Source organism: Paractinoplanes lichenicola, from assembly GCF_016785085.1.
In the GTDB taxonomy this organism is placed as follows: Bacteria; Actinomycetota; Actinomycetes; order Mycobacteriales; family Micromonosporaceae; genus Actinoplanes; species Actinoplanes lichenicola.
The window spans coordinates 760,616-783,949 of record NZ_JAENHO010000004.1; the positions used below are offsets into that span (position 1 = coordinate 760,616).

General features: G+C 70.4%; 22 protein-coding genes. 14 read left to right on the forward strand and 8 right to left on the reverse strand.

Annotated elements, in window-relative coordinates:
* Window positions 1-40: 40 nt before the first annotated feature.
* From JKJ07_RS17150 to JKJ07_RS17185, 8 genes are read left to right on the forward strand one after another with little or no spacing between them, the layout of a single operon-like run.
* Window positions 41-934, forward strand: a complete 894-nt coding sequence (locus tag JKJ07_RS17150) for a JmjC domain-containing protein (protein WP_202992543.1) — start codon at window positions 41-43, stop codon at window positions 932-934.
* Window positions 931-1,671, forward strand: a complete 741-nt coding sequence (locus JKJ07_RS17155; protein ID WP_202992544.1) for a hypothetical protein — start codon at window positions 931-933, stop codon at window positions 1,669-1,671. Before JKJ07_RS17150 ends, JKJ07_RS17155 begins: the two co-directional genes overlap by 4 nt.
* Complete coding sequence (locus JKJ07_RS17160; RefSeq protein WP_202992545.1) at window positions 1,668-2,855, forward strand: YcaO-like family protein; 1,188 nt, start codon at window positions 1,668-1,670, stop codon at window positions 2,853-2,855. Before JKJ07_RS17155 ends, JKJ07_RS17160 begins: the two co-directional genes overlap by 4 nt.
* Window positions 2,852-4,144 carry a TfuA-like protein gene (locus JKJ07_RS17165; RefSeq protein ID WP_202992546.1) on the forward strand — a complete coding sequence of 431 codons (1,293 nt, stop codon included), beginning with the start codon at window positions 2,852-2,854 and terminating at the stop codon, window positions 4,142-4,144. Before JKJ07_RS17160 ends, JKJ07_RS17165 begins: the two co-directional genes overlap by 4 nt.
* The gene (locus JKJ07_RS17170) at window positions 4,137-5,378 is read left to right on the forward strand and encodes a YcaO-like family protein (protein WP_202992547.1); all 1,242 of its coding nucleotides are present in this window, start codon (window positions 4,137-4,139) and stop codon (window positions 5,376-5,378) included. Before JKJ07_RS17165 ends, JKJ07_RS17170 begins: the two co-directional genes overlap by 8 nt.
* The gene (locus JKJ07_RS17175; RefSeq protein WP_202992548.1) at window positions 5,372-6,121 is read left to right on the forward strand and encodes a TfuA-like protein; all 750 of its coding nucleotides are present in this window, start codon (window positions 5,372-5,374) and stop codon (window positions 6,119-6,121) included. Before JKJ07_RS17170 ends, JKJ07_RS17175 begins: the two co-directional genes overlap by 7 nt.
* Window positions 6,122-6,126: 5 nt before the next feature.
* Window positions 6,127-7,368 carry an MFS transporter gene (locus JKJ07_RS17180; protein ID WP_236029270.1) on the forward strand — a complete coding sequence of 414 codons (1,242 nt, stop codon included), beginning with the start codon at window positions 6,127-6,129 and terminating at the stop codon, window positions 7,366-7,368.
* An 8-nt stretch (window positions 7,369-7,376) separates the two neighbouring features.
* Entirely contained in the window at window positions 7,377-7,952 is a 576-nt protein-coding gene (locus tag JKJ07_RS17185; protein ID WP_202992550.1) for a GNAT family N-acetyltransferase, read from the forward strand.
* Between the two features lie 7 nt (window positions 7,953-7,959).
* On the opposite strand, the gene JKJ07_RS17190 is transcribed toward JKJ07_RS17185, so the two are convergent.
* From JKJ07_RS17190 to JKJ07_RS17225, 8 genes are all read right to left on the reverse strand, one after another.
* Window positions 7,960-9,987: a S9 family peptidase gene (locus JKJ07_RS17190; protein WP_202992551.1), complete on the reverse strand. Its 2,028-nt coding sequence runs from the start codon at window positions 9,985-9,987 to the stop codon at window positions 7,960-7,962.
* Window positions 9,988-10,135: 148 nt separating this feature from the next.
* The gene (locus JKJ07_RS17195; protein WP_236029016.1) at window positions 10,136-11,818 is read right to left on the reverse strand and encodes an ABC transporter permease; all 1,683 of its coding nucleotides are present in this window, start codon (window positions 11,816-11,818) and stop codon (window positions 10,136-10,138) included.
* Window positions 11,818-12,771: an ABC transporter ATP-binding protein gene (locus JKJ07_RS17200; RefSeq protein WP_202992552.1), complete on the reverse strand. Its 954-nt coding sequence runs from the start codon at window positions 12,769-12,771 to the stop codon at window positions 11,818-11,820. The genes JKJ07_RS17195 and JKJ07_RS17200 overlap by 1 nt, the downstream gene beginning before the upstream one ends.
* Window positions 12,772-12,885: 114 nt before the next feature.
* A complete protein-coding gene (locus JKJ07_RS17205) occupies window positions 12,886-13,665 on the reverse strand; it encodes a thioesterase II family protein (protein WP_202992553.1) in 780 nt (259 codons plus the stop codon).
* Window positions 13,662-15,014, reverse strand: coding sequence for a crotonyl-CoA carboxylase/reductase (gene ccrA / locus JKJ07_RS17210; protein WP_202992554.1), 1,353 nt, complete (start codon window positions 15,012-15,014; stop codon window positions 13,662-13,664). The genes JKJ07_RS17205 and ccrA overlap by 4 nt, the downstream gene beginning before the upstream one ends.
* Window positions 15,011-16,240, reverse strand: coding sequence for a 3-hydroxyacyl-CoA dehydrogenase family protein (locus JKJ07_RS17215; RefSeq protein WP_202992555.1), 1,230 nt, complete (start codon window positions 16,238-16,240; stop codon window positions 15,011-15,013). Before JKJ07_RS17215 ends, ccrA begins: the two co-directional genes overlap by 4 nt.
* A gap of 147 nt (window positions 16,241-16,387) precedes the next feature.
* Window positions 16,388-17,149, reverse strand: a complete 762-nt coding sequence (locus tag JKJ07_RS17220) for an ABC transporter permease (RefSeq protein WP_202992556.1) — start codon at window positions 17,147-17,149, stop codon at window positions 16,388-16,390.
* Window positions 17,146-18,099, reverse strand: a complete 954-nt coding sequence (locus tag JKJ07_RS17225; protein WP_202992557.1) for an ATP-binding cassette domain-containing protein — start codon at window positions 18,097-18,099, stop codon at window positions 17,146-17,148. The genes JKJ07_RS17220 and JKJ07_RS17225 overlap by 4 nt, the downstream gene beginning before the upstream one ends.
* A 399-nt stretch (window positions 18,100-18,498) precedes the next feature.
* On the opposite strand from JKJ07_RS17225, the gene JKJ07_RS17230 reads away from it, so the two are divergent.
* From JKJ07_RS17230 to JKJ07_RS17255, 6 genes are all read left to right on the forward strand, one after another.
* A complete protein-coding gene (locus JKJ07_RS17230) occupies window positions 18,499-18,714 on the forward strand; it encodes an MbtH family protein (protein ID WP_202992558.1) in 216 nt (71 codons plus the stop codon).
* Between the two features lie 33 nt (window positions 18,715-18,747).
* Entirely contained in the window at window positions 18,748-19,398 is a 651-nt protein-coding gene (locus tag JKJ07_RS17235) for an FMN-binding negative transcriptional regulator (RefSeq protein WP_236029019.1), read from the forward strand.
* 23 nt (window positions 19,399-19,421) lie between these two features.
* A complete protein-coding gene (locus JKJ07_RS17240; RefSeq protein ID WP_236029020.1) occupies window positions 19,422-20,132 on the forward strand; it encodes an LmbU family transcriptional regulator in 711 nt (236 codons plus the stop codon).
* Between the two features lie 76 nt (window positions 20,133-20,208).
* Window positions 20,209-21,795, forward strand: coding sequence for an amino acid adenylation domain-containing protein (locus JKJ07_RS17245; protein ID WP_202992560.1), 1,587 nt, complete (start codon window positions 20,209-20,211; stop codon window positions 21,793-21,795).
* Between the two features lie 20 nt (window positions 21,796-21,815).
* Window positions 21,816-22,046, forward strand: coding sequence for an acyl carrier protein (locus JKJ07_RS17250; RefSeq protein WP_202992561.1), 231 nt, complete (start codon window positions 21,816-21,818; stop codon window positions 22,044-22,046).
* 78 nt (window positions 22,047-22,124) lie between these two features.
* Window positions 22,125-23,312, forward strand: a complete 1,188-nt coding sequence (locus JKJ07_RS17255; protein ID WP_202992562.1) for an NAD(P)/FAD-dependent oxidoreductase — start codon at window positions 22,125-22,127, stop codon at window positions 23,310-23,312.
* The last annotated feature ends 22 nt before the right edge of the window (window positions 23,313-23,334 follow it).

Here is a 23,334-nt window from a genome sequence, read left to right on the forward strand (position 1 = left end):
CCGAGGAGTGACCCGATTTCGTGAATCGGAGAAGAAGCGAATGCCACTCGACAATTCGTTGCGGATCCTGGCCGATGCTTCGGGTGGAATTCCCGCCTTCTTCGGCGAGCAGAAGATTGTCATCCTCCGTAAAGCGGTCGACGTCCGCGATTTCGTGACCCGTGCCGAAATAGAAGCGGCTCTGGACTGCGGTCTGTTGCGATGGCCGTACTTCGGTCTCGTGCACGACGGCCGGCGGACTCCGCTCACCGAGATCACCGAGACCCGCGTCGTGCAGGGCCGGGAGGTGACCGGTCTGGCCGACGGGCGCAAGGTCCGCGAACACCTCGCACGAGGCGCCACCCTCAAACTGAATCAGCTCGAGGACTGGCACAGGCGCACTCGCGAGCAGCAGCGGGGGATCGAGTCGGTGCTGCCGGTCGCGTCGAAGGCATTCGTGTTTCTGACCCCCGAGGACAGAACCGGGATGCCGCCGCACCGGGACGCCTCGCACGTTCTGGTCGTGCAGCTGGAGGGTCGCAAGGAATGGCGGCTCTACGATCCGGGACCGGTGGTGCGCGAGGACGCCGGGCTGGACGTGGACACCCTCACCCCGCCCCGGGTCGAGGTGCTGGAGCCGGGCGACGTGCTGTATCTGCCGCACGCCTATCCGCATGCCGCGACCGCGGTCGGGGGCTGGTCCCTGCACGTGACCTTCACGCTCGAGGAGCCCAAGCCGGCGGCGCTGGCGCGGGCGGCCCGGACGTCGTGGCAGGACGCCGACGGATTCGCTCGGCTGCGGGCCACACACCAGGAACTGACCCGCGGGGACAAGGTCCGTGCCGTGGCCGCCTCCCTGCATGCGCAGCTGAGCCGGGGCACCGGGGACGACCTGGTGACCGAAGCTCTCTCCGACATGCGGGCCAGGCGGCCGGGACAGGAGCGCCCATCATGACCTCGCACACGACCGGTGCGTTCGCCGACCCGGCAACCTTCTTCGACCGGTACTGGAAGCGAGCGCCGCACCTCGGCGACCGGCCGGACGGCCGGGCCACCCTGCCGACCGCCGGCGACCTTCTCGACGTCGTCGACTGCGGGTTGCTGACCCACCACTACTTCTCCGTGCTCGACCGTGGCAACCCGGTCCCCGTCTCGGACGTCACCCGCGTACGCGACGTGGTGGGCAACAAGGTCGTCGGGATGGCCGACGCCGAGCTGGTGCTCGGGCGGTACGCCGCCGGCGCCACGATCCTGTTGCACGCACCCGATCAGTGGCACGCCGGGCTGCGGGAGCTGGTCCGGTCGGTGACGGCCGGCCTCGACGGCACGATCCGGGCGACCGCCGCGCTCGTCCCGGCCGGTGCCGAGATCGCCTGGGCGGCGGATCCGGACGTCCAGCGGTTCCTCGTCACACTGACCGGCCCCGCGTTCTGCGCCGAGACGGCCACCCCGCTCGAAACCGGTCAGGTGCTGTACCTTCCGCACACGCACGCTTGCACGGTCCGCGCCGGCGCCGCCGGTGCCGGACTGCTGACCATCACGGTTCGGGAGATCACACCGGCCGAGGTCGCGCGGGATCTGATCGAGCGGTTCCTGACGGAGCGGGCGGCCCCGCAGCCGGACACCGCCGAGCGCCTTCACGATGACCTGTCAGCCTTTCTGGCGCGGGCCGGCGAGGTGACCCGGTCGTGACGACGACGATCGGACACCTGCTTCCCGGTACGACCCGGGCCCGGCGCCCGGAGGAGACCTGGGCCCTGATCGCTGCGCGGATGACCCGTTTCGGCATCACCCGGGTCGCCGACCTCACCGGGCTGGACCACCTCGGTATCCCGGTCTACGCCGCGGTCCGGCCGGGCGCCGCCACCATGACGACGAGCCAGGGCAAGGGCATCACGCCGTTGCTGGCCAAGGTCTCGGCCGTGGCGGAGTCGATCGAGGTCGCCGTCGCCGAGCGGTACCGGCCGGCCGAGACGCTCACCGCACCGGCCGCCCGGCTCGACCTGCCGTACGACCTGAGCTCGCTCTCCCTGGCCCGTCCCTCCACGGTGACCGGCTCGACCACCCTGCAGTGGGCGCCTGCCGGCCTGGTGCTCGACGGCGGCACCACCTGGCTGCCCACACCGCTGATCGGCCTGGACGGGATCGCCGAGCAGAGGTGGGCGCCGAAGCGGTTCGTGAGCTCCAGCAACGGTCTCGCGAGCGGCAACACCACGGCGGAGGCCGCGGTGCACGGACTGTTCGAGGTGATCGAGCGGCACTGCGTGGCACGGCTGCCGCTGCTGCCCCAGGCCGAGCGCCGGCACGTGGATCCCCGCTCCGTCGACGACCCGGTGTGCGCGGAGCTGATCGACCGGCTGCTCCGGGCGGGCTGCTGGCTGGAGATCGTCGACGTCTCCGAACTTCCCGGCACCAGTGTGTTCGTCGTCTATCTGTGGAGCGACGACATGCCCGATCTCTACAGCGGTTCCGGCTGTCATACCGTGCCCGGCATCGCGTTGTCGCGGGCGTTGACCGAGGCGGCGCAGAGCCGGCTGACCGTCATCTCCGGCAGCCGGGACGACATCGAGCTGACCGCCTACCGTGACCGCCGCCGGGTCGAACAGCCTCCGGTCACCGCGGCCGGCCGGCTGCGAGCGTGGCCGGCCGTCACCGCGCGGACCTCCGTACCGCCGGCGGATTCCTTCGAGACCCAGCTGGTCCGGCTCGCGCGGACGGTCGAGGACCACACCGGGTATCCGGTGCTGCACGTCGATCTGACACCGCCGGGCGAGCCCCTGGCGGTCGGCAAGGTGGTGGCGCCGGGCCTGCGCTTCGACGTATGGCAGAAGTTCCAGCGCGCAGTGCTGCCGCGACCCGGGACGGTGACGTCATGACCCGCCTGCACGTCTTCGCCGGCCCGTCGCGGCCGGCCGCGCTGGGACCGGCGGTCGAGGACGCGGTCGTCTGGCATCCGCCGATCCGGCACGGCGACCTTTTCCGGCTGCGGCCGGACGCCGGCACGGACATCCTCATCATCGACGGCCTCTATCAGCAGCACGCCCCGATCCGGCACAAGGAGATCATCGCGGCGCTCCGGCAGGGCGTCCGGATCAGTGGCGCCGCCAGCATGGGCGCGTTGCGGGCCGTGGAACTCGGCGAGTACGGCATGCGAGGCTTCGGGACCGTCTTCCAGTGGTACGCCACCGGTCGTCTGGAGTCCGACGCGGACGTGGCGCTGACCCATGGACCCGCCGAGGAGGGCTACCGGCCGTTCACGGTCACCATCGTCAGCATCCTGGCCGCCACCGACTGGCTGTGCGCGACCGGTGCGCTGTCCCGGTCCGCCGGTGACCGGCTCGTCGGCCTCTGCCAACAGGCTCACTTCACCGCGCGCAGCCGTGGACTCCTGCGGCGCCTGGCCGACGACGGCGGCTTGCGAGCCGAGATGGACCTGCTGCTGGACGCCCTCAACCGGGCGGAGCCCGGCGACGTCAAACAGCACGATGCGGCGTCCGCGATCCGGGCCCTCGTCGGTGGCGCACCGGCAGGCCCCGCTCCGGACCTCCGCGACCTGCCGGCGAGCAGCTACGAGGCGCAGTGGCGGCTGGATTTCACGCCGTACGACGACGTCGTCACCGAGGGGCAGCTGCTCACGTTCGCGCAGCTGTTCCTGCCCGACTGGCCGCGACGGCAGCTCGAACACGTGCGGCGGATCGCCGCCGGCGCCGACCTGTGGCCGGCCGCGCCGGACGATCGGCGGGAGCTGCCGGCCCGGTTCTGCACGCCTGACGAACTGCGGACCCTCTCCGGGGACGAACTGGCGGCCCGGCTGCTGGTCCGGTCGTTCCGGCTGCGACCCGGTCGTCTCGTGCACCTGCGCCTGCCCGTCGAACTGTTCACCGAGAAGGAGCTGCGGATGCTCGCCAGCACGTGCGCGAAGGCCCTACGGCTCGACGAACGGGCGCACGAAACGGTCGCGTCGTACTCGGCCACCCAGCTGTCCGGCGAGGTCGTCGACGACGCGTTCGCGGCAGTGTGGGCATGTCCGGACTTCGAGAACGAGGTCCTCGATCGCGGGTTCGCCGGCGTGGACCAGTTCCGCAGGCAGGCCCGGCCGTTCGTGGCCGCGGCCCGCGCCATGGTCGGAACCCGTGCCGTACCGGTGGGGAGCAGCCGTGACTGAGACCCTCGCCGCCGAGGCGGGCGACGTCGTCGTGAGCGGCCACCGTGCGCGCAGCCTCCCGGAGACGGCGCGGCTGGCGCGATCCTGGATGGAACGCTGCGGCGTCACGCGGATCGCCGATGTCACCGAGCTGGACGTGGTCGGCATCCCCGTCTATCACAGCGTCCGCCCGTCCGCCGCCCCCGGCTTGAACACAGTGACCAGTGGAAAGGGCACCACGGCGCAAGCCGCCTGGGTGTCGGCGGCGCTCGAGGCGATCGAACGGACCTACTGCGAACCGGCGGGCCGGGCGACGGTGACCGAGACGTACGAGCGGTTGCGCCGCACCGGTCCGGTGCTCGACCCACGCCGGCTGGTCCTGCGCCGGGGTCACCAGTGGCGGCCGGACCTCGAGCTCGCCTGGTATCCGATGCGTGAGCTGCACCGGGACGTCACGGTCGCGGTGCCGGCCGTGTCGGTGTTCACCCCGTTCCCGGACCACCACGGCATGCTGCGCTCCAACACCATCGGCCTGGCCTCCGGCAACAGCCGGGAAGAGGCGCTGCTGCACGCGCTCTACGAGGTCGTCGAGCACGACTGCACCGCGTTCGCCGAGGTGCTGCGGATGGGCTGGCGCGTCGACGTCGACACCCTCCCGGATTCGGCTCAAGCCCTGGTGGAGCGGTTCCGGCGGGCCGCGATCGACGTGTCGGTCTTCGCGTACGACAGCGGCTTCGGGCTGTACTCGTTCTACGTCACCGCCGAGGACACGCACGCCCAGGACGCCATGCTGATCAACGGCGGGGCCGGATGCAGCCTGGACCCGGTCGTGGCGGTGCACCGGGCGCTGACGGAGGCGGCCCAATCGAGACTCGCGGTGATCGGCGGTTCCCGCGAGGACCTGGACACTCAGGCTTACCGGCGGCACAGCTCGTACGCCGCGATGAAGGACATCTTCGACGCCTGGAGCCGGTTTCCCCGGCCGGTGCTGTCGTTCGCCGACATCCCGGACCTGAGCACCGGCTCGACCGCGGGCGACCTCGACGCGGTGCGGCGCCGGCTCGTCGACGGCGGGCTGGACCTGCTGCTGACCGCCGAGCTCAGCCCGCCCGACTCGCCGTTCTCGGTGGTCAAGGCGGTCGTGCCGGGGATCGAGTTCACCCACGTGGACCCCCGCCGGTGCGGCGCCCGGATGACCCGGGCGCTGCGGGCCTCGGAACTTCGCGACACCGGAAGCGAGGAAGTGCCGTGCTAGTCGTGTACTCGGGGCCCTCCCTGCGTCCGGCCGACCTCGCGACGTTCGAGCGGCGGGCCGACGAGGCCGGTGTGCCGGTGCGGATCCGTCCGCCGATCATCCGTGGCGACCTCGAAAAGCTGGCCGCCGAGGTGCCGGAGGCAACCTGCGTGCTGCTGCTGGACGGCGAGTTCGGGCAACGCATGGCGGTGTCGGTCACCGAGATCCGCGCCTACCTCGCGGGCGGGGGCCGGATGATCGGGGCCTCGTCGATGGGCGCCCTGCGCGCCGCCGAGTGCTGGTCGCTGGGCATGACCGGCTACGGCTGGGTGGTGCAGCGCTACCTCGACGGTACGACCGACTCGGACGCCGAGGTGGCCCTCCTGTTCGACGCCGGCACCGGCCAGCCGGTCACCGTGCCGCTGGTGAACGTGCGATGGCTGCTCAGCGAGTCGGTCCGGACCGGTGTTCTCGAGCAGGCGGCGGCGAACGACGCCCTGACCGCCGCGCGCGGCATCGGCTATCGCGGCCGGTACCCCTCAGCCCTGGGGCGCAGCTGGCAGCGGGTGCTGCGCCCGGCCGCCGCGGACGTCCTGCTGCCCCAGCTGGAGGAGGACCGCCTCGATGACTGGGACCGTAAGCGCCTCGACGCCTTGGAGGTGCTGGACCTGCTGGTACGGCAATGCGACGTACCGGACGTCACTCCATCCGGCCTCCGGAGCGTCGGACGATTCCCCACGACCACAGGAGGTGGACCGTCGTGAGCGAGATGCCCGCCTGGCGGCGTCCCGGCCCGGAGCGCGTGCTGGCCGTGATGACCTTGATCGACTCGATCGGCACCGGCGTCTTCCTCGCCAGTAACGTCATCTACTTCAAGCACTTCGTCGGGCTGTCCGCCGGTGAGGTCAGCGTCGGCATCTCGGCGGCCGGAGTCGCCGGCCTGGTGGCGATGGGGACCATGGGCCCGGTCGCCGACCGGTTCGGCCACCGGCGGGTGTTCATCCTGCTCAGTCTGGTCCAGGCGGCCGGTTACGCGGGTTACGTGTTCGTCGACGGGTTCCTCTCGTTCTTCGCGCTGGTCACCTTTATGGGCTTCGTCGACTTCGGCAAGAGCCCGGCCCGGGAGGCCCTGATCTCCTCGGCGACCGGGCAAGGCAACCGGGTCGGCGTGCGGGCGGTCCTGCGGACCATGTTCAACGTCGGTTTCTCGGTCGGCTCCGGCCTGTCCACCCTGCTGCTCACCTTCGACGGGGCCACGGCCAAATACGCGTTCGTATTGATCAACGCGGCGTCGTTCCTGGTGGGCGCGGTGGTGGCGATGCGACTGCCGGCCGCCGACCCGATCCCGCCCAAGCCCGGGGTCAAGCGGCTGCGGGCGCTGCGCAACGTGCCGTTCCTGACCGCCACCGCGATCACCGGTGTCCTGTCACTGCACATCACGCTGCTGATGGTCGTCCTGCCGCTGTGGGTGCTCTCGCGGACCGCGGCGCCGCCCGCGATCGTCGGTGTGATCCTGATCGGCAACACCATCGTCACGGTGCTCTTCCAGGTGCGGATGACGCGAGGGGTGGAAACGCTGCGGGACGGGTCCGGCGCCGCCTGGCGGGCCTCGGTGGCGCTCGCGGTCAGCTGCGCGCTGATCGGGCTGGCCGCGGGCGACCGGGCCTGGCTGTCGGTGGCGCTGCTGCTGGCCGGGGCTCTGGCGCTCACCGTCGGGGAGATGGTGCAGGCGGCCAGCCGCTGGGCGATCGGCGTGGGACTCGCCCCGGAACACGCGCAGGCGGAGTACCTGGGTGCGTTCAACATGTCGATCGCGGGCCAGTCCATGCTCGGCCCGGTATTCTGCACCGCCCTGGTCCTGGGCTGGGGCCTGACCGGATGGCTGGTGCTGGCCGGGATTCTGCTGCTGGCGGGCCTGGCGACCGGCCCGGCCGTCGAGGCGGCGCACCGGCGGCTGGCCGGCAGCGAGCCGGACAGGCACGAGGAACTGGTGTCGGCGCACCGGGCATGATGGACGGTGTGACATCGCCTGCGGCGCAAGCCGTCTCGATCCGGGTGGTGAGCGTCGAGGACGCTCCCACCCTCGCCGAGCTCTACACCGAGGACCGCGAGTTCCTGCGCCGCTGGGACCCGGACCGACCGGACGAGTTCTTCACCCCGGCCGGGCAGCGTGACTCGGTGGCCGCCGCACTGCGGGAGACCGATGCCGGCCGGATGTGGGCCGCGGTGATCCTGTACGAGGGCGGGGTTGTCGGCCGGGTGAGCCTGAACAACATCCTCCGCGGGCCGTTGCAGAGCGCCTTCCTCGGCTACTGGGTCAGCCGGCGGGCCGCCGGGCGCGGGGTCGCGACCGCGGCCGTCGCCCGGTGCCTCGACCTGGCCTTCGGCGATCTCGCACTGCACCGCATCGACGCGTACGCCCGGGAGGAGAACGCGGGGTCCTGCCGGGTCCTGGAGAAGAACGGTTTCCGCCGGACCGGCGTCTCGTACGGGCACGTGTATGTCGACGGGCGCTGGCGCGACGACATCGTCTTCCAGCGACTGGCACCCTGGGACGACGGCGTCCGCAGGTCCGCGCCGGCCCGGCGTCAGTGAGATCAGCTCACAGCCCGGGCGGGCGCTCCCAGGGCTTGCCGTGCAGCGCGGCGTCCAGGAAGGCGAACACCGTCTGGAACCAGAGCTGCACGTTGCCCGGGCGGACGATCCCGTGCCCTTCGGTGGGGAAGAACAGGAACTTGGCGTCCTTTCCCAGGCGGCGCAGGTCGTTCCAGAAGGTGATGGCGTCCGACAGCGGCACGAACCAGTCGCCGCCGCCGTGGGTGATCAGGATCGGCACGTCGATGTCGGCCGCGTGCGGCCGGGCGTTCTCGGCCCGGTGCCGGGCGCCGGCGCCGGCCGGGGACCCGTATTCCCGCAGGTAGCGCCAGGCGACGTCGCTCGACCCGGCCACCTGGCGGATGTCCCAGATGCCGGCGTGACTGACCACGGCGCCGAACCGGCGGGTGCGGGTGGCGATCAGATTCGTCAGGTATCCGCCGAACGAGGGCCCCATCACCGCGGCGAGGGCGCCGTCCACGTCCGGCTCGGCCGCCGCCCGCTCGGTGAGCCGCAGAACGTCGTCGTAGGGCGCTCCGGACCAGTTGCCCCAGCCGCGGGCCACGAAGTCACGGCCGTACCCGGTGGACAGTGCCGGATCGGGTAGCAGTACCGCGTAGCCGCGTGCCGTGGCCAGCCACGGGTTCCAGCGCCACGACCAGGCGTTCCAGCTGAACAGCGGGCCGCCGTGGATCCAGACCAGCAGCGGGCTGTCCGCGGGGGTGTCCGGCAGGCACAGCCAGCCGCGGATCTCGGTGCCGTCGGCGGCCTCGGTACGCACGTCCAGCAGGCGGCCGGCCACCGGAAGCTCGGGAACCGGGGACCACAGGTCTTCGGGCCCGCCGCCGGTGGTGTCGGCCCGGATCGGTGCGGGTGGCGAGCAGACGTGGCTGCGCAGCGCGTAGACGTGGCCGCCGGCGACGTGCACGTCGCTGTGGTAACCGTCGCCGGTGAGCCGCCGCAGCCCGCCGGTCTCCGGATGCACCGCGAAAATCGGCCGATGACCGGTCCGGTCGGCCGTGAGGTACACCTGGTCGCCCTCCGGTGACCAGGTCACGGTCTCCGGCCAGAGTCCCGCGATGTCGATCGTTCTGCCGGACGAGCCGGCGTCCAGGTCGGCGACCCACAGGCCACGATCGGGCGGCACATCCGGGGAGGCGATCAGGGTGGACCGGCACGCCAGGCGCCGGCCGTCCGCCGTCAGCGCCGGCTGGGACAGGTCGTGCCCGGGCGGTCCGGGGACCGGTTCCCAGGGGCCGTAGCCGTCGCCGGCTCGCCGGGTCACGAAAAGCCGGAACGTCGTCGCGGTGGCGGACTCGTCATCGATGGTCCCGGCCACCAACACCTGCCCGCCGTCGCTGACGGCGAATTCGCCGGTGAACACCCCGGCCGGCGCGGGCGGCAGCAGCACCGGCGGTTCGGCTGTCGTCTCCGGTTCCGGAACGGGACAGACCAGCAGGCGTACGGGCAGGCTGCCGCCGTCCGGGTCGTCGGGCCGGACCCGGGTGCCGTCGTACAGCACGGCGCTCTGACCGAGCGCGCGGCGCGACAGCCGCAGCAACAGGTCTTCCTCGAGACTGTCGGCCTGCTGGTGCATGGGGGCCGCGTACAGCAGCGTGGTGCCGTCGGGGGAGCAGGCGTAGGAGCGGATGCCGCCGGGCGCCCAGGCGACCTCGGTGAGGGTGCCGGTTCGCGCGCTGCGCAGCCACAAGCTGGAACCGGTGTGGCCCGCATCCCGGCTCGGGGATGTGGTGGGAACCCGCAGGCACAGGATGTCGCCGTCCGGCAGCAGGGCGGCCGACCTCGCCCGTAGCCGCGGCACCCGGGTCAGCGCGGCGCCGGGCGACCCGGTCCAGAACACCGGCTGCAGACTGGCCGAACTGGCGTGCCACTCCAGGGTCTCCAGCAGCATCGTGCCGGCGTCCGGCGTGACGTGCAGCGCCTGGACGCGGTCCCAGCGGAAGAACGGGGCGAGCACACCGGCGTCCGCGATGTCGAACGTCGCGTTCGTGTTGGTGGTGTGCACATCAGCCATCGGAGCACTTCCTCGGTTCGGCAGGGGTGACGACGCCGGCGGGGCGCGGGAGGGGTGACGACGCCGGTCCGGCGCGGCAGGGGCGACGACGCCGGCCCGGCGCGAAGCCGGGCCGGCGCGAAGCCGGGCCGGCGGGGAACGTCGCGGCTCAGCCCGCGGCGAGGTCACGCCGCCGGAAACCGGTGACGGCCACGGCCGCCAGCACGGCCGAGACCGTGCCGAGGGCGATCAGGTGGACCGGGTCGAGGTCGGCCTTCGGATAGTCGCCCACCCACCAGAACGGCGAAAGGACCTTGACCGCGGCCGGCAGGTGCAGCACCGTGCCGAAGAACCGCTCCACCACCACCAACGCGCACAAAACCCAGGCGAGGGGACTCAGCCGGGGAGCCCAGGCGTAGAGCGCGGTGGTGAAGGTGATCAGCACGGCGACGCCGAGGGCGAAAGCCCCGGCACTGGCCAGCAGGGTCGGCAGCGCGGTGTGGCCGCCGGAGAGCGACGATCCCACCCAGAGCGGCAGAGCGCCACCGAGGAAGAGCAGCACGAGCGCGCCGATCCCGGCCACCGACAGGTGCGCGAGCAGCCAGGCGGTCCTCGACGTCGACCGGGACAGGCCGAGGCCGAGGCGGCCCTCGTCCTCCTCCGGCTTGATCCGCAGCACCGCCGCGGTGGTGAAGATCGCCACCGCGAGTGCGTTGTGCAGCATCATGATGGCCAGGAACGCGGCGATCGGGTCGTCGCCGAAGATCGTCGAGGTGAGCTCGTTCTGCGTGGCGATGTCCTGCAACGAGGCGCCGGAGTCGGTGCCGAGGAACAGCCCGGCCGGACCGAACATCGCCACGCACCCCACCAGCCACCACACCAGGGCGCTCCGCTGCTGCCGGAAGACCAGGGCGAACGGCGTGGCCAGCGACGGCGCGGCGGCGGCCGGTCCGATCCGCCCGCGCAGGAGGGCCCCGCCGAGGTCACGCCGGGTGGCCAGCACCGCGCCCACGGCCAGGGTGATCGCGATCGCCGCCAGGCTCAGGCCCAGCGGCCAGAGCCGCACTTCGGCGTACGGCCTGGTCTGCTGGGCCCAGGCGATCGGGGAGAGCCAGGACAGCCAGCTGCCGTGGACCTGCTGGATGTCGCCGATGCCGCGGATCAGGACCGCCCCGCCGAGGACGGCGAAGGCGAGACCGGAGGCCGCGCGGCTGTGCACGGTCAGGTGGCCGGTCACCGTCGTGATGCCGGCGAGGACCAGCCCGGTCAGCATGACACCGGTCAGCAGAACGACCGTGTCGGTCGCGGCGAGCTTCCCGGAGCCGATCATCAGCAGGCTGCCGAACAGCACGAAGGCGGCATCGGCGATCACCACGACCAGGAACGCGGCCACGCTGCCCGCGTGGCGCCCGACGGGCAGGGCGCGGACCATTTCGAGACGCCCGCTCGACTCCTCGGCACGGGTGTTGCGCGCGATCAGCAAGATGTTCATCGTCGCCAGCAGCACCATCAGCCACAGCGACATCTCGTTGGCGAACATCCGGCCGACGGTGTAATCCTCGAGCCCGTAGCCGGGCCCGGCCAGCAGGGTGCCACCGGCGTTGCCGATCGAGGCGGCGCGGTTCTGCCGGTCGGCGGCGTTGGGATAGACAGCCCCGATCGCGACCACGTAGTAGCCGCAGAACAGTGCCAGGGAACCCGTCCAGGCGATCAGCCGGACCCGGTTGCGCCGCAGCATGAAGCGCAGCAGATACCCGGTGCCGGCCAGTGCGGCGGTTCCGGCCGGTTTCGCGGTGGGGATGGTGCGGCCGGCCGGGACCGGCCGGGTGGCGTTCAGGGTCGGCGCGCTCATCAGGACACCACCTCGAGGCGACGGGACTCGTCGGCGGCCGCGTTGCCGCCGTAGTGACGCCTGAACAGCTCCTCCAGCGACGGCGGCGTCGCGGTGAGCCCGCGTACGTCCAGGTCAGCCAGCGCGGTCAGGACGGAGCCCATCCGGGCGTTGTCGACGGACAGGTCGACTGTGGACACACCCTCGCCTTCGGAGACGGTGACGTCGTGGACCCCGGGGAGCCCGGCGATCGCCGCGGGGTTCCGGGTGACCACGACACTGACCGCGGTGCGGGTCAGGTGCCGCAGTTCGGCCAGCGTGCCGGACTCGACCGTACGTCCCCCGCGGATGATGGTGACCGTGTCGCAGAGCTTCTCCACCTCGCTGAGGATGTGCGAGGAGAGCAGCACCGCCTTGCCGGCGTTCTTGACCTGCTGGACCTGCTCGGTGAAGACCGCCTCCATCAGCGGGTCCAGCCCCGAGGTGGGCTCGTCGAAGATGTACAGCTCGGGGTCGATCAGGAAGGCGGCAACGAGCGCCACCTTCTGCCGGTTGCCTTTGGAGTACGTCCGCGCCTTCTTGGTCGGGTCGAGCTCGAAGCGCTCGAGCAGTTCGGCCTTGCGCCTGCTGCGCTCCGACCGGCCGTCCGCGGAGTCGTGCAGCCTGGTCAGGTAGTCGATCGTCTCGCCGCCGGTCAGATTCGGCCACAGGCTCACGTCACCGGGTACGTAGGCGAGCCGGCGGTGCAGCGATACGGCGTCGCGCCAGGCGTCGCCACCGAAGAGCCGGGCGGTGCCGGAGTCGGCGCGCTGCAGCCCGAGCAGCACCCGGATCGTGGTCGACTTCCCGGCGCCGTTGGGGCCGAGGAACCCGGCGACCTCTCCGGGACGGACGGTCAGCCGGAGGCCGTCGAGCGCCTTGACGGAACCGAATGATTTGTGGAGGTCGACGACCTCTACGGGGTTCTCGCTCATGGGTCACCTTCCGGTGCGAGGGGGGTGGGGGGCCGTGCTGGTCTCATATCAGCGTATTCATCCCCGATGCGGCGGGAAGGCCGCAACGCCCGATTCTGGGGTCGGCCGAGAGAGTTACGGGGCCCCGGCCGATCCGGTCGGTACCAGGCACAGGCGGTCTTCGATCGCGGACAGGATCGCGTCGCGGTAGGTGGCCACGAAGAAGTGCCGGCCCGGGAACGTCAGGCACTCGAAGGTGCCGACCGTGTGCATCCGCCACGCGTCCGCCTCGGCGGCACTGACCACCGGGTCGTCCCGGCCGGTAAGCACCGTGATCGGGCAGAACAGCGGCCGGCCCGCGGTGGCCGAGTAGGTCTCCACGGCCCGGTAGTCGGCGCGCAGCGCGGGCAACGCCATGGCGCGTACGTCGGGATCCTCCAGCGCGGCGGTCACGCCGGCGTCACCGTCGAGTCGCTGGACGTGCGCGACGAGCCCGTCGTCGTCGAGCCGGTGGATCATCGGCGCCGCCGGCCGGCTCGTGGACGGAGCCCGGCGGCCGGAGGCGAACAGATGGACGGGCGGGTTGACGGTGCGCTCGAGCAGGCGTGCGACTTCGTAGCCGACGAGCGCGCCCATGCTGTGCCCGAACAGCGCGATCGGTCGCGGGCCGAGCGCGGTCACCTGTTCGGCCACCGCCGAGGCGAGTTCGGCGATGCTGCCGACCTGTGGCTCGTCGTGGCGGTCCTGACGCCCGGGGTACTGCACGGCGACGACGTCGACGGAGCCGGCGAGCGCCGCCGAGACCGGATAGAAGAAGCTGGCCGAGCCACCGGCGTGCGGCAGGCACACCAGGGTGACGTCGTTCGCCGAATCGGGGTGGTAGCGGCGCAACCAGCGCTTGTCGGGCCCGTTCACGCCGACCTCCCCGCCTGCGGCCGGAACCGGTTGATCGCGTCCAGGTGCTGCTCCCGCAGCTGCGGGTTCTCGACGCCGCCGCCCTCGCCCGGCGCCAGGCAGAGCACGCCCACCTTGCCCTGGTGCCGGTTGTGGTGCAGGTCGTCGACGGCGCGGCCGACATCGTCGAGGGGATAGGTGACCGACAGTGTCGGATGGATGCGGCCGCGGACGATGAGCCGGTTGGCCTGCCAGGCCTCGCGATAGTTGGCGAAGTGCGTGCCGACGATGCGCTTGAGGTTCATCCACAGGTGACGGTTGTCGTACTGGTGCTCGAAGCCGCTGGTGGAGGCGCAGGTGATGATCGTGCCGCCGCGACGGGCCACGTATACGGACGCGCCGAACGTCTCGCGGCCGGGGTGCTCGAAGACGATGTCCGGGTCCTCGCCGCCGGTGAGTTCCCGGATGCGCTGGCCGAACCGGCGCCACTCGGCCGGGTTCTGGGTGGTGTCGTCGCTCCAGAACCGGTAGTCCTCGGCGCCACGGTCGATGACCGCCTCGGCGCCCATCCGCCGGCACACCTCGGCCTTCTCGGCGCTGGAGACCACGCAGATCGGGTTCGCGCCGCTGGCCAGCGCGTACTGGACCGCGAACGAGCCGAGCCCGCCGGCGGCGCCCCAGATGAGCACGTTGTCGCCGAGGCGCATGCTCGCGCCGTGATGCGACACCAGCTGCCGGTAGACGGTCGAGTTGACCAGGCCGGGGGAGGCGGCCTCCTCCCACGTCAGGTGACCGGCCTTCGGCATCAGCTGGTTCGCCTTCACCAGCGCCAGGTCCGCGAGGCCGCCGAAGTTCGTCTCGAAGCCCCAGATGCGCTGCTCCGGGTCGAGCATGCTGTCATCGTGGCCTTCGGGGTGCTGCAGCTCCACCGAGAGGCAGTGGGCGACCACGCGGTCGCCCGCCTTCCAGCGCTGCACACCCGGCCCGGTGCGCAGCACGATGCCGGCCAGGTCCGAGCCGATGACGTGGTAGGGCTGCGCGTGCCGGGCGGCGAGCCCGCCGGTGCGGGCGTACCGGCGCAGGAAGGCGAACGTGGGCACCGGCGAGAACAGCGCACTCCACACCGTGTTGTAGTTGACGGCGCTGGCCATCACGGCGATGAGCGCCTCACCCGGCCCCGGTTCCGGCGTCGGCACGTCCTGCAGGTGCAGAGCCTTGGCCGGTTCCCGGTCGGCGATCGGGATGTCGTCGAACATGTGCTGATCGTCTTCGAGGAGCACGGCTGCCCGGTAGTACTCCGGGACCGGTAGCGCGGCGACGGCCGCCGTGTCAGGCGCAGCGACCACCGCCTCGGCGAAATCTGCGTTCACGAGGTACCTCCTGGGACGGCGGCCAGCAGCTGCTGCTCTGGACGGAACTGGGGAGCCAAGGTGAGGAAGCCGCTACCGGTCTTGCGACCCAGTTGCCCCGCGGCAACCAGCTCGGCCAGGATCGGTGCGGGGGCGAAGCACGACTCGCCGAACTCGGCGTGCAACCGGCGCAGGATGGCCAGCGACACATCCAGCCCGATCGTGTCGAGCAGGGCGAACGGGCCCATCGGGTAACCGAACGTGGTGCGGATGGCGGTGTCCAGCTCCTCGGCCACGACCTCGCCCCGCTCGAGCGCGGCGACCGCGTCGTTGAGGTAGCTGAAGAGCAGATAATTGACGATGAACCCACACCGGTCGGCGCTGCGCACCGAAACCTTGCCCAGCCGCCGGACCAGCGCCTGCGCGGTTATCACCGCGCCCGCCCCGGTGGTCGCGGTGGCGGCGATCTCGACCAGCCGCATCGCCGGCGCCGGGTTGAAGAAGTGCAGTCCGAGCACGTCGGCGGGCCGGCCGGCCGGGGCCGCGCAGGCGGCCACGGACAGGCTCGAGGTGGTGGTGGCGAGGACCGCGCCGGGCCGGCAGACCGCGCCCAGCGCGGCGAAGACCTGGCGTTTGAGGTCCGTGTCCTCCGCGACGGCCTCGACCACGACATCGCAATCGGCCAGGGCGGCGTAGCCGGCCGAAGCGGTCAGCCGCTGCTCGGCCGCCGCCCGTTCCGGCTCGCCGAGGCGGCCGCGCGTGACCGCGGAGCGGAGCGAGCGGCCGATCTGCTCGCGGGCCAGCGCGGCCCGCTCGCCGGTCCGGGCCACCATTGTGGTCTGCAGTCCGGCCACGGCACCGACCTGGGCGATCCCGCGGGCCATCGTGCCCGACCCGACGACGCCGAGGCGGCGTAGCGGGCGCGATTCTTGGAGCTTGCCGGAGTTCGGCCGGGCGCCCTGCGGGGAGTTGTAGTCATAGAAGCCGTGACCCACGTGACGGCCGAGCCGGCCGTCACGGGCCATCCGGGTGAGGATCGATGCGGGACGGACGCCGGCGTCGTCGAGGATCGCGAGTGCGACGTCGATGCCGAGCTCGTCGAGGTGGGCGAGGGGACCGTACGGAAGACCGCAGCCGAGCCGCATCGCGGTGTCGACGTCGTCGCGTGTCACGTGGCCGTCATCGTGGTGGGCGGCCGCGCGGTTCAGGTGTTCCACCACGAGAATCGTCGCCGTTTGATGGTGCATGAAACCACGCTAGGTGCGGTCGGTGCGCACCCGGAACCCCTCTTTTCCCTGCTCAGCTAGGGGTTCAGAGGAGAGCGGGGCACAAGAGTCCGCCGCCTCGGCTGCGGGGGAAGCAGCCGAGGCGGCGGGGGATTGTGGACCTGAAGGTCAGGCCCGCTTGTTGAAGGTGGAGACCGACCACACGTAGCCGACGACCGCCAGCCCGACGCACCAGGCGATGGCGACGATCGCGGTGCCGGTCGAGGGAGTGCCGAAGAGCAGGTCGCGCAGCGTCTCGATGATCGGCGTGAACGGCTGGTACTCAGCGAACTGACGAAGGCCGAAGCCCATCGACTCGGCGGGCACGAACGCGCTGCTCAGGAACGGCAGCATGATGAGCGGGACGGTGGCGATACCGGCCGTCTCGACGGACTTGGCGGCCAGGCCCAGTGCGACCGTGAGCCAAGCGGCCGCGAAGCCGAGCAGCGAGACGAGACCGACCACGCCGAGCCAGTCGAGAGCGCCGGCGGAGGGGCGGAAGCCCAGCGCGAACGCCACCCCGATGATGGCCGCGCAGGCGAACAGGCAGCGCAGGGCAGTCACGACGACGTGACCGGTCAGCACCGAACCCCGGGACACGTCCATGACCTTGAGCCGGTTGATGACGCCCGTGGTCATGTCGGAGTTCACGGAGACAGCGGTGGCGCTCAGCCCGTAGCCGACCGCCATCACCAGCAGGCCCGGCGTCACGTAGTCGATGTAGCTCGAGCCGACGTCGAACGCGCCGCCGAACACCTTGACGAAAATCAGCATGATGACGATCGGGAACAGGATCGCGTTGAAGACCGTGGTCGGGTTGCGCAGGGTGTGCTTGAGATTCCGGCGCAGCATGACGACCGAGTCGCCCAGTGACGTCGCGACGGCGCTCATCGTGCGATCGCCTCCTCTCGCAGGTTGTTGGTGATGTTCTGGTCGGTCAGGGAAAGGAACACGTCGTCCAGGTCGGGAGTGTGGACGGAGAATTCCACAAGGTCGATGCCGTGCTCGTCGAGCCGGTTCAGCAGGGCCAGCAGCGACCGCGGCTCGCCGTCGTGCGGCACGCGCAGCGTCAGCTCGTCGTCGTCGCTGGTGGAGCCGGGCAGCAGGCGCGCCGCCAGCTGAAGGTCGCTCAGACCGCCGATGCGCAGCTGCAGGTGAGCGCCGGGCACCTGGCGCTTGAGCTCCTCCGGGGTGCCCTGCGCGACCAGCTTGCCTTGATTGAGCACCGCGATCCGGTCGGCCAGCTGGTCGGCCTCTTCGAGGTACTGGGTGGTCAGGAAGATCGTGGTGCCCTCGGCGACCAGCTCGCGGACGATGCTCCACATCGTGCGCCGGCTGCGCGGGTCGAGACCCGTCGTCGGCTCGTCCAGGAAGATGATCTCGGGGTTGCCGACCAGCGTCATCGCCAGGTCGAGCTTGCGACGCATGCCGCCGGAGTAGGTGGCGGTCATCTTGTCCGCCGACTCCACGAGATCGAACCGCTCGAGGAGCCCCGTGATCACCCGGTCGCTCGGGCGAAGGCGCTTCAGGTCGGCCATCAATTGCAGGTTCTCCCGGGCCGACAGCAGCTCGTCCACCGCGGCGAACTGACCGGTGACGCCGATGAGCGAGCGCACTCGCTTGGTCGCGGTCGCCACGTCGTGCCCGCCGATCCGCACCGACCCGGCGTCGGCCCGCAGCAGCGTGGTCAGCACGTTCACGGTCGTGGTCTTGCCCGCGCCGTTCGGGCCGAGCAGGGAAAAGATCGATCCGGCCGGGACATCGAAGTCGATGCCGTCCAGCACTACCTTGTCGCCATACGTCTTGCGCAGGCCCGAGACGGAAATCGCTGACATGCTCACTTCTCCACCATCCTTGCGGACTCGGATCGCAGCCGATCCGATTCTGACATCCGATTGATTGCTGCACTGTCGCTGATCGGGCACCGTCCTCTCTGGTGATGGTGGCTTCAGCATGGTGCGTTGTGACGAGCGTATTGGTTTTCAGTGATATGTCGATGCTGTCCGAGTCGGTATAGGGGTCAGGGGTGGGCGATAGGGGTTCGGGAAAGCGATCTTGCGACGGGGTATTTCCGGCGATCGGGTCGGGGTGTGCGGCCTGCGGAAAGGGGGGCCATCGCCTTGACTCACGTGGGCGATCAAACCGTACTCTGGCATTCAGCCAATTCGTCGGCAGCAAATGTAACAGCCGGGCGAAAACAAATGCCGAGTCATTCCCTGACGTTTCAAGGACGGTGGCACGTGAGCACGAACCCCTTCGACGACGAGAACGGCAGCTTCTACGTCGTGGTCAACGACGAGGACCAGCACTCCTTGTGGCCGGCCTTCGCCGAGGTGCCGGCCGGCTGGCGGGTCGTCTTCGGCGCCGACGTCAAGGCCGAGTGCCTCGCCTACGTCGAACAGAACTGGACCGACCTGCGCCCGCGCAGCCTGCGGGAGGCCATGGCGCAGAGCTGACCTCGCCGGACCTAGCCTCAGGAGCGGAACACCATGTTTGTGCCTGCCATGTATCGAGAGCCGGATGCCCGGTGGATCTCGGAATTGATCCGGCGCCATCCGCTCGCGTTGCTGATGACCAACGGCGGCGACGAGGACGGGCCCTTCGGTACCCACCTGCCGATCATCACCGACCCCCGGCAGCCCGCCGCGGATCCGGCCGGCCTGATCGGCTCCACGCTGGCCGGGCACATGAACCGGGCCAACCCCCAGTGGAAGGCGATGCGTTCCGGGATGCCGGCGGTGCTCAGCTTCAGCGGCCCGAACGGCTACGTCTCGCCGGCCCACTACGAGTTCGGCCCGGCGGCGCCGACCTGGAACTACACCGCTGTGCAACTGCGCGGGGTGGTCGAGCCGATCGACTCCCACGACGAGACGCTGTCGGTGGTGAGTGCCACGTCCGCGACCCTGGAGGCCGAATTCGGCGGCGGCTGGGACCAGGCCGAATCAATTGGTCACTTTCTCCGGATCCTGCCGGGGGTCGGCGCGTTCCGCTTCACCGTCACCTGCGCCGAGTCCATTTTCAAACTCAGCCAGGAACAGAAGAGCGATGCCCGTGAGCGGGTGTGCCGCCATTTCCAGGAAGCGGACGGTGCGCACCGGGGAGTGGCGGAGTACATGAACAGGCTGACCGAAGCAAAATGAGGCGGTCGGACGGGGGGACATCCTTGCGAGCCATCGACCACAATCAGAAGAAAGCGGTTGGCGGCAACGACGGCTTCACACAGAACGACGTCGTCGTGTCGTTTGCCGGGCAACAGGCGACGGTGTTGAAGTCGGGGATGCTCTTTCCGCAGAATCTGTCGGAGCGGTCCTGGGAGCAGCTCGGGACGAGCCTGCGCGAGCTGGCGAACTCGTCGGCCTGGTGGCTCGCGGACTGGCTGGTCTTCGGTGAGGCCGCCTACGGCTGGCGGCGGTACCGGGAGGCGATCGAGCGGACCGGGCTCGACTATCAGACGCTGCGCAACTACACCTGGGTGGCCCGGCGGTTCGAGCAGGGCCGCCGGCACGACAGCCTCAGCTTCGCCCACCACGCCGAGCTCGCCCGCCTGCCCCCCTCGGAGCAGGACTACTGGTTGCGCAAGGCCGAACAGCAGAAGTGGTCGCGCAACGAACTCCGTAAGGCGGTGCGTAGCAGCCTCGCCGAGCGGAGCCAGGAGACCCAGGCGCCCGTGACCAAAGGTGAGCCGATCAAGGCGGTTCCGTCGCCGGCCGAGTCGGCCGGTGCCGGGAAACGCCGCCGGTCCACCATCAAGCTCACCATCGAAGTGTCCGCGAGCCAATGGGACTGTTACGCGAAGTTCGCCGCCACGGACCACCTGTCCGTCGAGGAATGGGTCACCCGCGTGCTCGACGCGGCGGACCGGCGCGCGGCCTGACGATTCCCGGTCACCCTCCTTCCGCGGTCGCTCGGCTGCCTTGCCGGCCGGCTACCCGTCACAACGGAGTTCCTTCATGATTCTTCGGGGAAAACGAGCCCCTCTGCCCGCACAGCCGGTCGTGCACCGGCGATTCGAGGCGCACGCCGAGGCCAACCCTGAGGCGATCGCCGTCTGCTGGGCCGGGGAGCGCCTCACCTACCGCGAGCTGAACGCGAGGGCCAACCAGTTCGCCCACCTGCTCCTCGAGCGCGGGCTCGCCCGCGACGGGCAGGGGCAGGCCACGAAGATCGGCGTCTGCCTGGACTATTCGTTCGACATGCTGGTCGCCATTCTGGGCACGCTCAAGGCGGGCGCCGCTTACGTGCCGCTCGACCCTGCCTACCCGCAGGAGCGGCTGCGCCTGCTGCTCGGGCAGATTCCCGGGCTGGCCGCGATCGTCGCGTCGCCGGCCACGGTGGACCTGGTTGACGTCGCGACCGCGCCGATTCTCGACCTCGCGCAGTCCGCCGGCGAGCTGGCCGCGCTGCCGGCGACCGCCGCGGACGTCACGGTGACCGGCGAGGACGTCTGTTACGCGGTCTTCACGTCGGGCTCGACCGGGACGCCGAAGCTGACCGCCGTACGGCATGAGAACTGGTTCAACCTGCTCAACTGGCTGCAGCTCGAATACGGCCTCGGCACTGCATCGAACAACCTGGTGGTCAGCGCGTTCGGCTTCGACCTCTCCCAGCGCAGCCTGATGGCGCCGCTGTTCTGCGGCGCGACCCAGTACCTGCTCGCGAGCCGGAACTTCGACCCCGCAATGGCCTACCGGATCCTGCGGGACCAGGACATCCGTGTGGTGCACTGCGCCTCGTCGACGCTCTACGTCCTGGTGGACTGGGAGGTCGCCGTCAAGGGCGACGCGCTCACCCGGCTCGACTACGTGCTCTTCGGCGGCGAACCGCTGCACGTCGAGCGGCTGCTCGGCTGGGCCGGGCAGCCCGGCAACAACTGCACGCTGTTGCACCAGTACGGCGTGGCCGAGTGCGCCGACGTCGCGACCTCGTACGACCTGGCCGGTTACCGCCGCGGCGAGCACGACATCGCCCCGGTCGGCCGGCCCGGGTACAACACCGACATCCACATCGTCGACGAGGAGTTGACCGGCGTCTCAGCGGGCGAATCCGGTGAGATCTGCATCGCCGGCCGCAGCGTGGGCTCCGGCTACCTCAACGGATCGGGCCCCGAGTCGGCGCGATTCACCGCCATCGAGGTGGACGGCGAACAGGTGCGTCTCTACCGCACCGGCGACCGCGGCTACGTCACCGACGCCGGCGAGCTCATCATCCAGGGCCGGATCGACAACCAGGTGAAGGTGCGCGGCATGCGCATCGACCCGCACGACATCGAACGCGCGCTCGGCCGGCTGCCCGGGATCCAGCAGGCCGCCGTGGTGGTGGTCCGCACGGACGCCGGCGACTGCGAGCTGAACGCGTTCCTGGTGCCCACCGGGGCCGGCCTCGACGTGGACGAGGTGCGTGCCCAGCTGCTGAAGTCGCTGCCTCGCAACATGGTTCCGGCCGGCTTCCGCACTATCGCCGAACTGCCGTTGAGCCCGCACGGGAAAGTCGACCGCGCGGCGCTTCTCGACCGGCTCCGCACCGTTGCCTCGATCTGATGACCATCGAAAGGGCCGTGATGACAACCGATTTGGTACGCGCTATCTGGTGCCGCGAGCTGGGCCGCGACGAGGTGGGTCTGGACGACGACTTCTTCGCCCTCGGTGGGCAGTCCGTGATCATGGTCGGCATTCAGCGGGCGTTCATCGTGGAGTTCGGCGTCGAGGTGCCGATCGACCAGCTGTTCCGCAACCCGACCGTCGCGTCGATCACGGCGTACCTCCAGTCTCAGCAGTTCGCGACGCAATGACCGCACGCCCGCAGCCGTCCCGCCGACGGGATGGCCGCGCTACACGCATCAACGAATCTGGATTGTGAGAGAGGCGCCATGTACGACGTTATTGTCATCGGTGCCCGTTGCGCGGGTTCGCCGACGGCCATGCTGTTCGCGCGTCAGGGCTATCGAGTCCTGCTGCTGGAGAAAGCGAAGTTCCCGGCCGACACGCTCTCCTCGCATTACCTGCACCTGCAGGGCGTGGCGCTGATGCAGCGGTGGGGGCTGCTGGACAAGCTGCGCGCCACGGATACCCAGGCCATCACCCACCAGATCTACGAGGCCGACGGCGTCCGCGTGGAAGGCTTCTCGCTGCCGATCGACGGGCTGCGGACGACGTACGCGCCGCGCCGGTTCGTGCTCGACCCGCTCCTCGCCGAGGGCGCTGCCGAGTCCGGGGTGGACTTCCAGCAGTCGTGCGCGGTGAACGACCTCATCTTCGAGGACGACCGCGTCGTCGGCGTGAAGTACACGACGCCGGCCGGCGTGCAGACGACCGAGCGCGCCCGGCTGGTGGTGGGCGCCGACGGCATGCGTTCGCTGGTCGCCCGCAAGACCGGCGCGCCCAACGTCATCGAGCACGCGCGGCTGACCTGCGTCTATTACAGCTACTGGGCCAACGTGCCGGCGGACTTCGAGCTGTACGAGCGGCCGGGCCGGTGGATCGGCGTCCTGCCCACGAGCAACGATCTCACGCTGCTCATGTCGTACTTCCCGCAGAGCGACTACGGCGTGATTCGTAAGAACGTCGAACCCTCCTACCTCGACGCGTTCCGGACGACGGCGCCGGAACTGTACGAGCGTATGCAGGACGGCGAACGCGTCGAGCAGATGTACGGCACCGGCCACCAGGAGAACTACTTCCGCAAGGCGTACGGGCCGGGCTGGGTGCTGGTGGGCGACGCGGTCACCCACAAGGACTCGATCACCGCGCGCGGCATCACCGAGGCTTGGGTTCAGGCGCAGACGCTCACCGAGCTGATCGGGGACGAGCTGTACGACGACCGGGCGCTCAGGTCGGCGCTGCGGCGCTACGAGACCAGCCTGAGCAACGAGGCCCTCAACCACTACCAGGGCGCTCTCAACGTGGCCGAGCTCAAGCCCGAAGGCCGCACGGACATGCTGCGAAAGCTGGTCGGTCACCAGGAGCAGATCGACCGCTACTTCTCGACGCTGTCGGGAGCGATCTCCATCGACGATTTCTACAACGAGGAACTTCTCGACCTGCTCGACATGAGCTGACTGCCGTTTCGCTTCCTGGTAC

What these genes read in the sequence shown, in the direction of transcription:
- JKJ07_RS17150 (WP_202992543.1), top strand. Translation starts at nt 41, where the DNA reads ATGCCACTCGACAATTCGTTGCGGATCCTGGCCGATGCTTCGGGTGGA.
- JKJ07_RS17155 (WP_202992544.1), top strand. Translation starts at nt 931, where the DNA reads ATGACCTCGCACACGACCGGTGCGTTCGCCGACCCGGCAACCTTCTTC.
- JKJ07_RS17165 (WP_202992546.1), top strand. Translation starts at nt 2,852, where the DNA reads ATGACCCGCCTGCACGTCTTCGCCGGCCCGTCGCGGCCGGCCGCGCTG.
- JKJ07_RS17180 (WP_236029270.1), top strand. Translation starts at nt 6,127, where the DNA reads ATGCCCGCCTGGCGGCGTCCCGGCCCGGAGCGCGTGCTGGCCGTGATG.
- JKJ07_RS17190 (WP_202992551.1), bottom strand. Translation starts at nt 9,987, where the DNA reads ATGGCTGATGTGCACACCACCAACACGAACGCGACGTTCGACATCGCG.
- JKJ07_RS17195 (WP_236029016.1), bottom strand. Translation starts at nt 11,818, where the DNA reads ATGAGCGCGCCGACCCTGAACGCCACCCGGCCGGTCCCGGCCGGCCGC.
- JKJ07_RS17200 (WP_202992552.1), bottom strand. Translation starts at nt 12,771, where the DNA reads ATGAGCGAGAACCCCGTAGAGGTCGTCGACCTCCACAAATCATTCGGT.
- JKJ07_RS17215 (WP_202992555.1), bottom strand. Translation starts at nt 16,240, where the DNA reads ATGCACCATCAAACGGCGACGATTCTCGTGGTGGAACACCTGAACCGC.
- JKJ07_RS17220 (WP_202992556.1), bottom strand. Translation starts at nt 17,149, where the DNA reads ATGAGCGCCGTCGCGACGTCACTGGGCGACTCGGTCGTCATGCTGCGC.
- JKJ07_RS17235 (WP_236029019.1), top strand. Translation starts at nt 18,748, where the DNA reads ATGTTTGTGCCTGCCATGTATCGAGAGCCGGATGCCCGGTGGATCTCG.
- JKJ07_RS17245 (WP_202992560.1), top strand. Translation starts at nt 20,209, where the DNA reads ATGATTCTTCGGGGAAAACGAGCCCCTCTGCCCGCACAGCCGGTCGTG.
- JKJ07_RS17250 (WP_202992561.1), top strand. Translation starts at nt 21,816, where the DNA reads ATGACAACCGATTTGGTACGCGCTATCTGGTGCCGCGAGCTGGGCCGC.
- JKJ07_RS17255 (WP_202992562.1), top strand. Translation starts at nt 22,125, where the DNA reads ATGTACGACGTTATTGTCATCGGTGCCCGTTGCGCGGGTTCGCCGACG.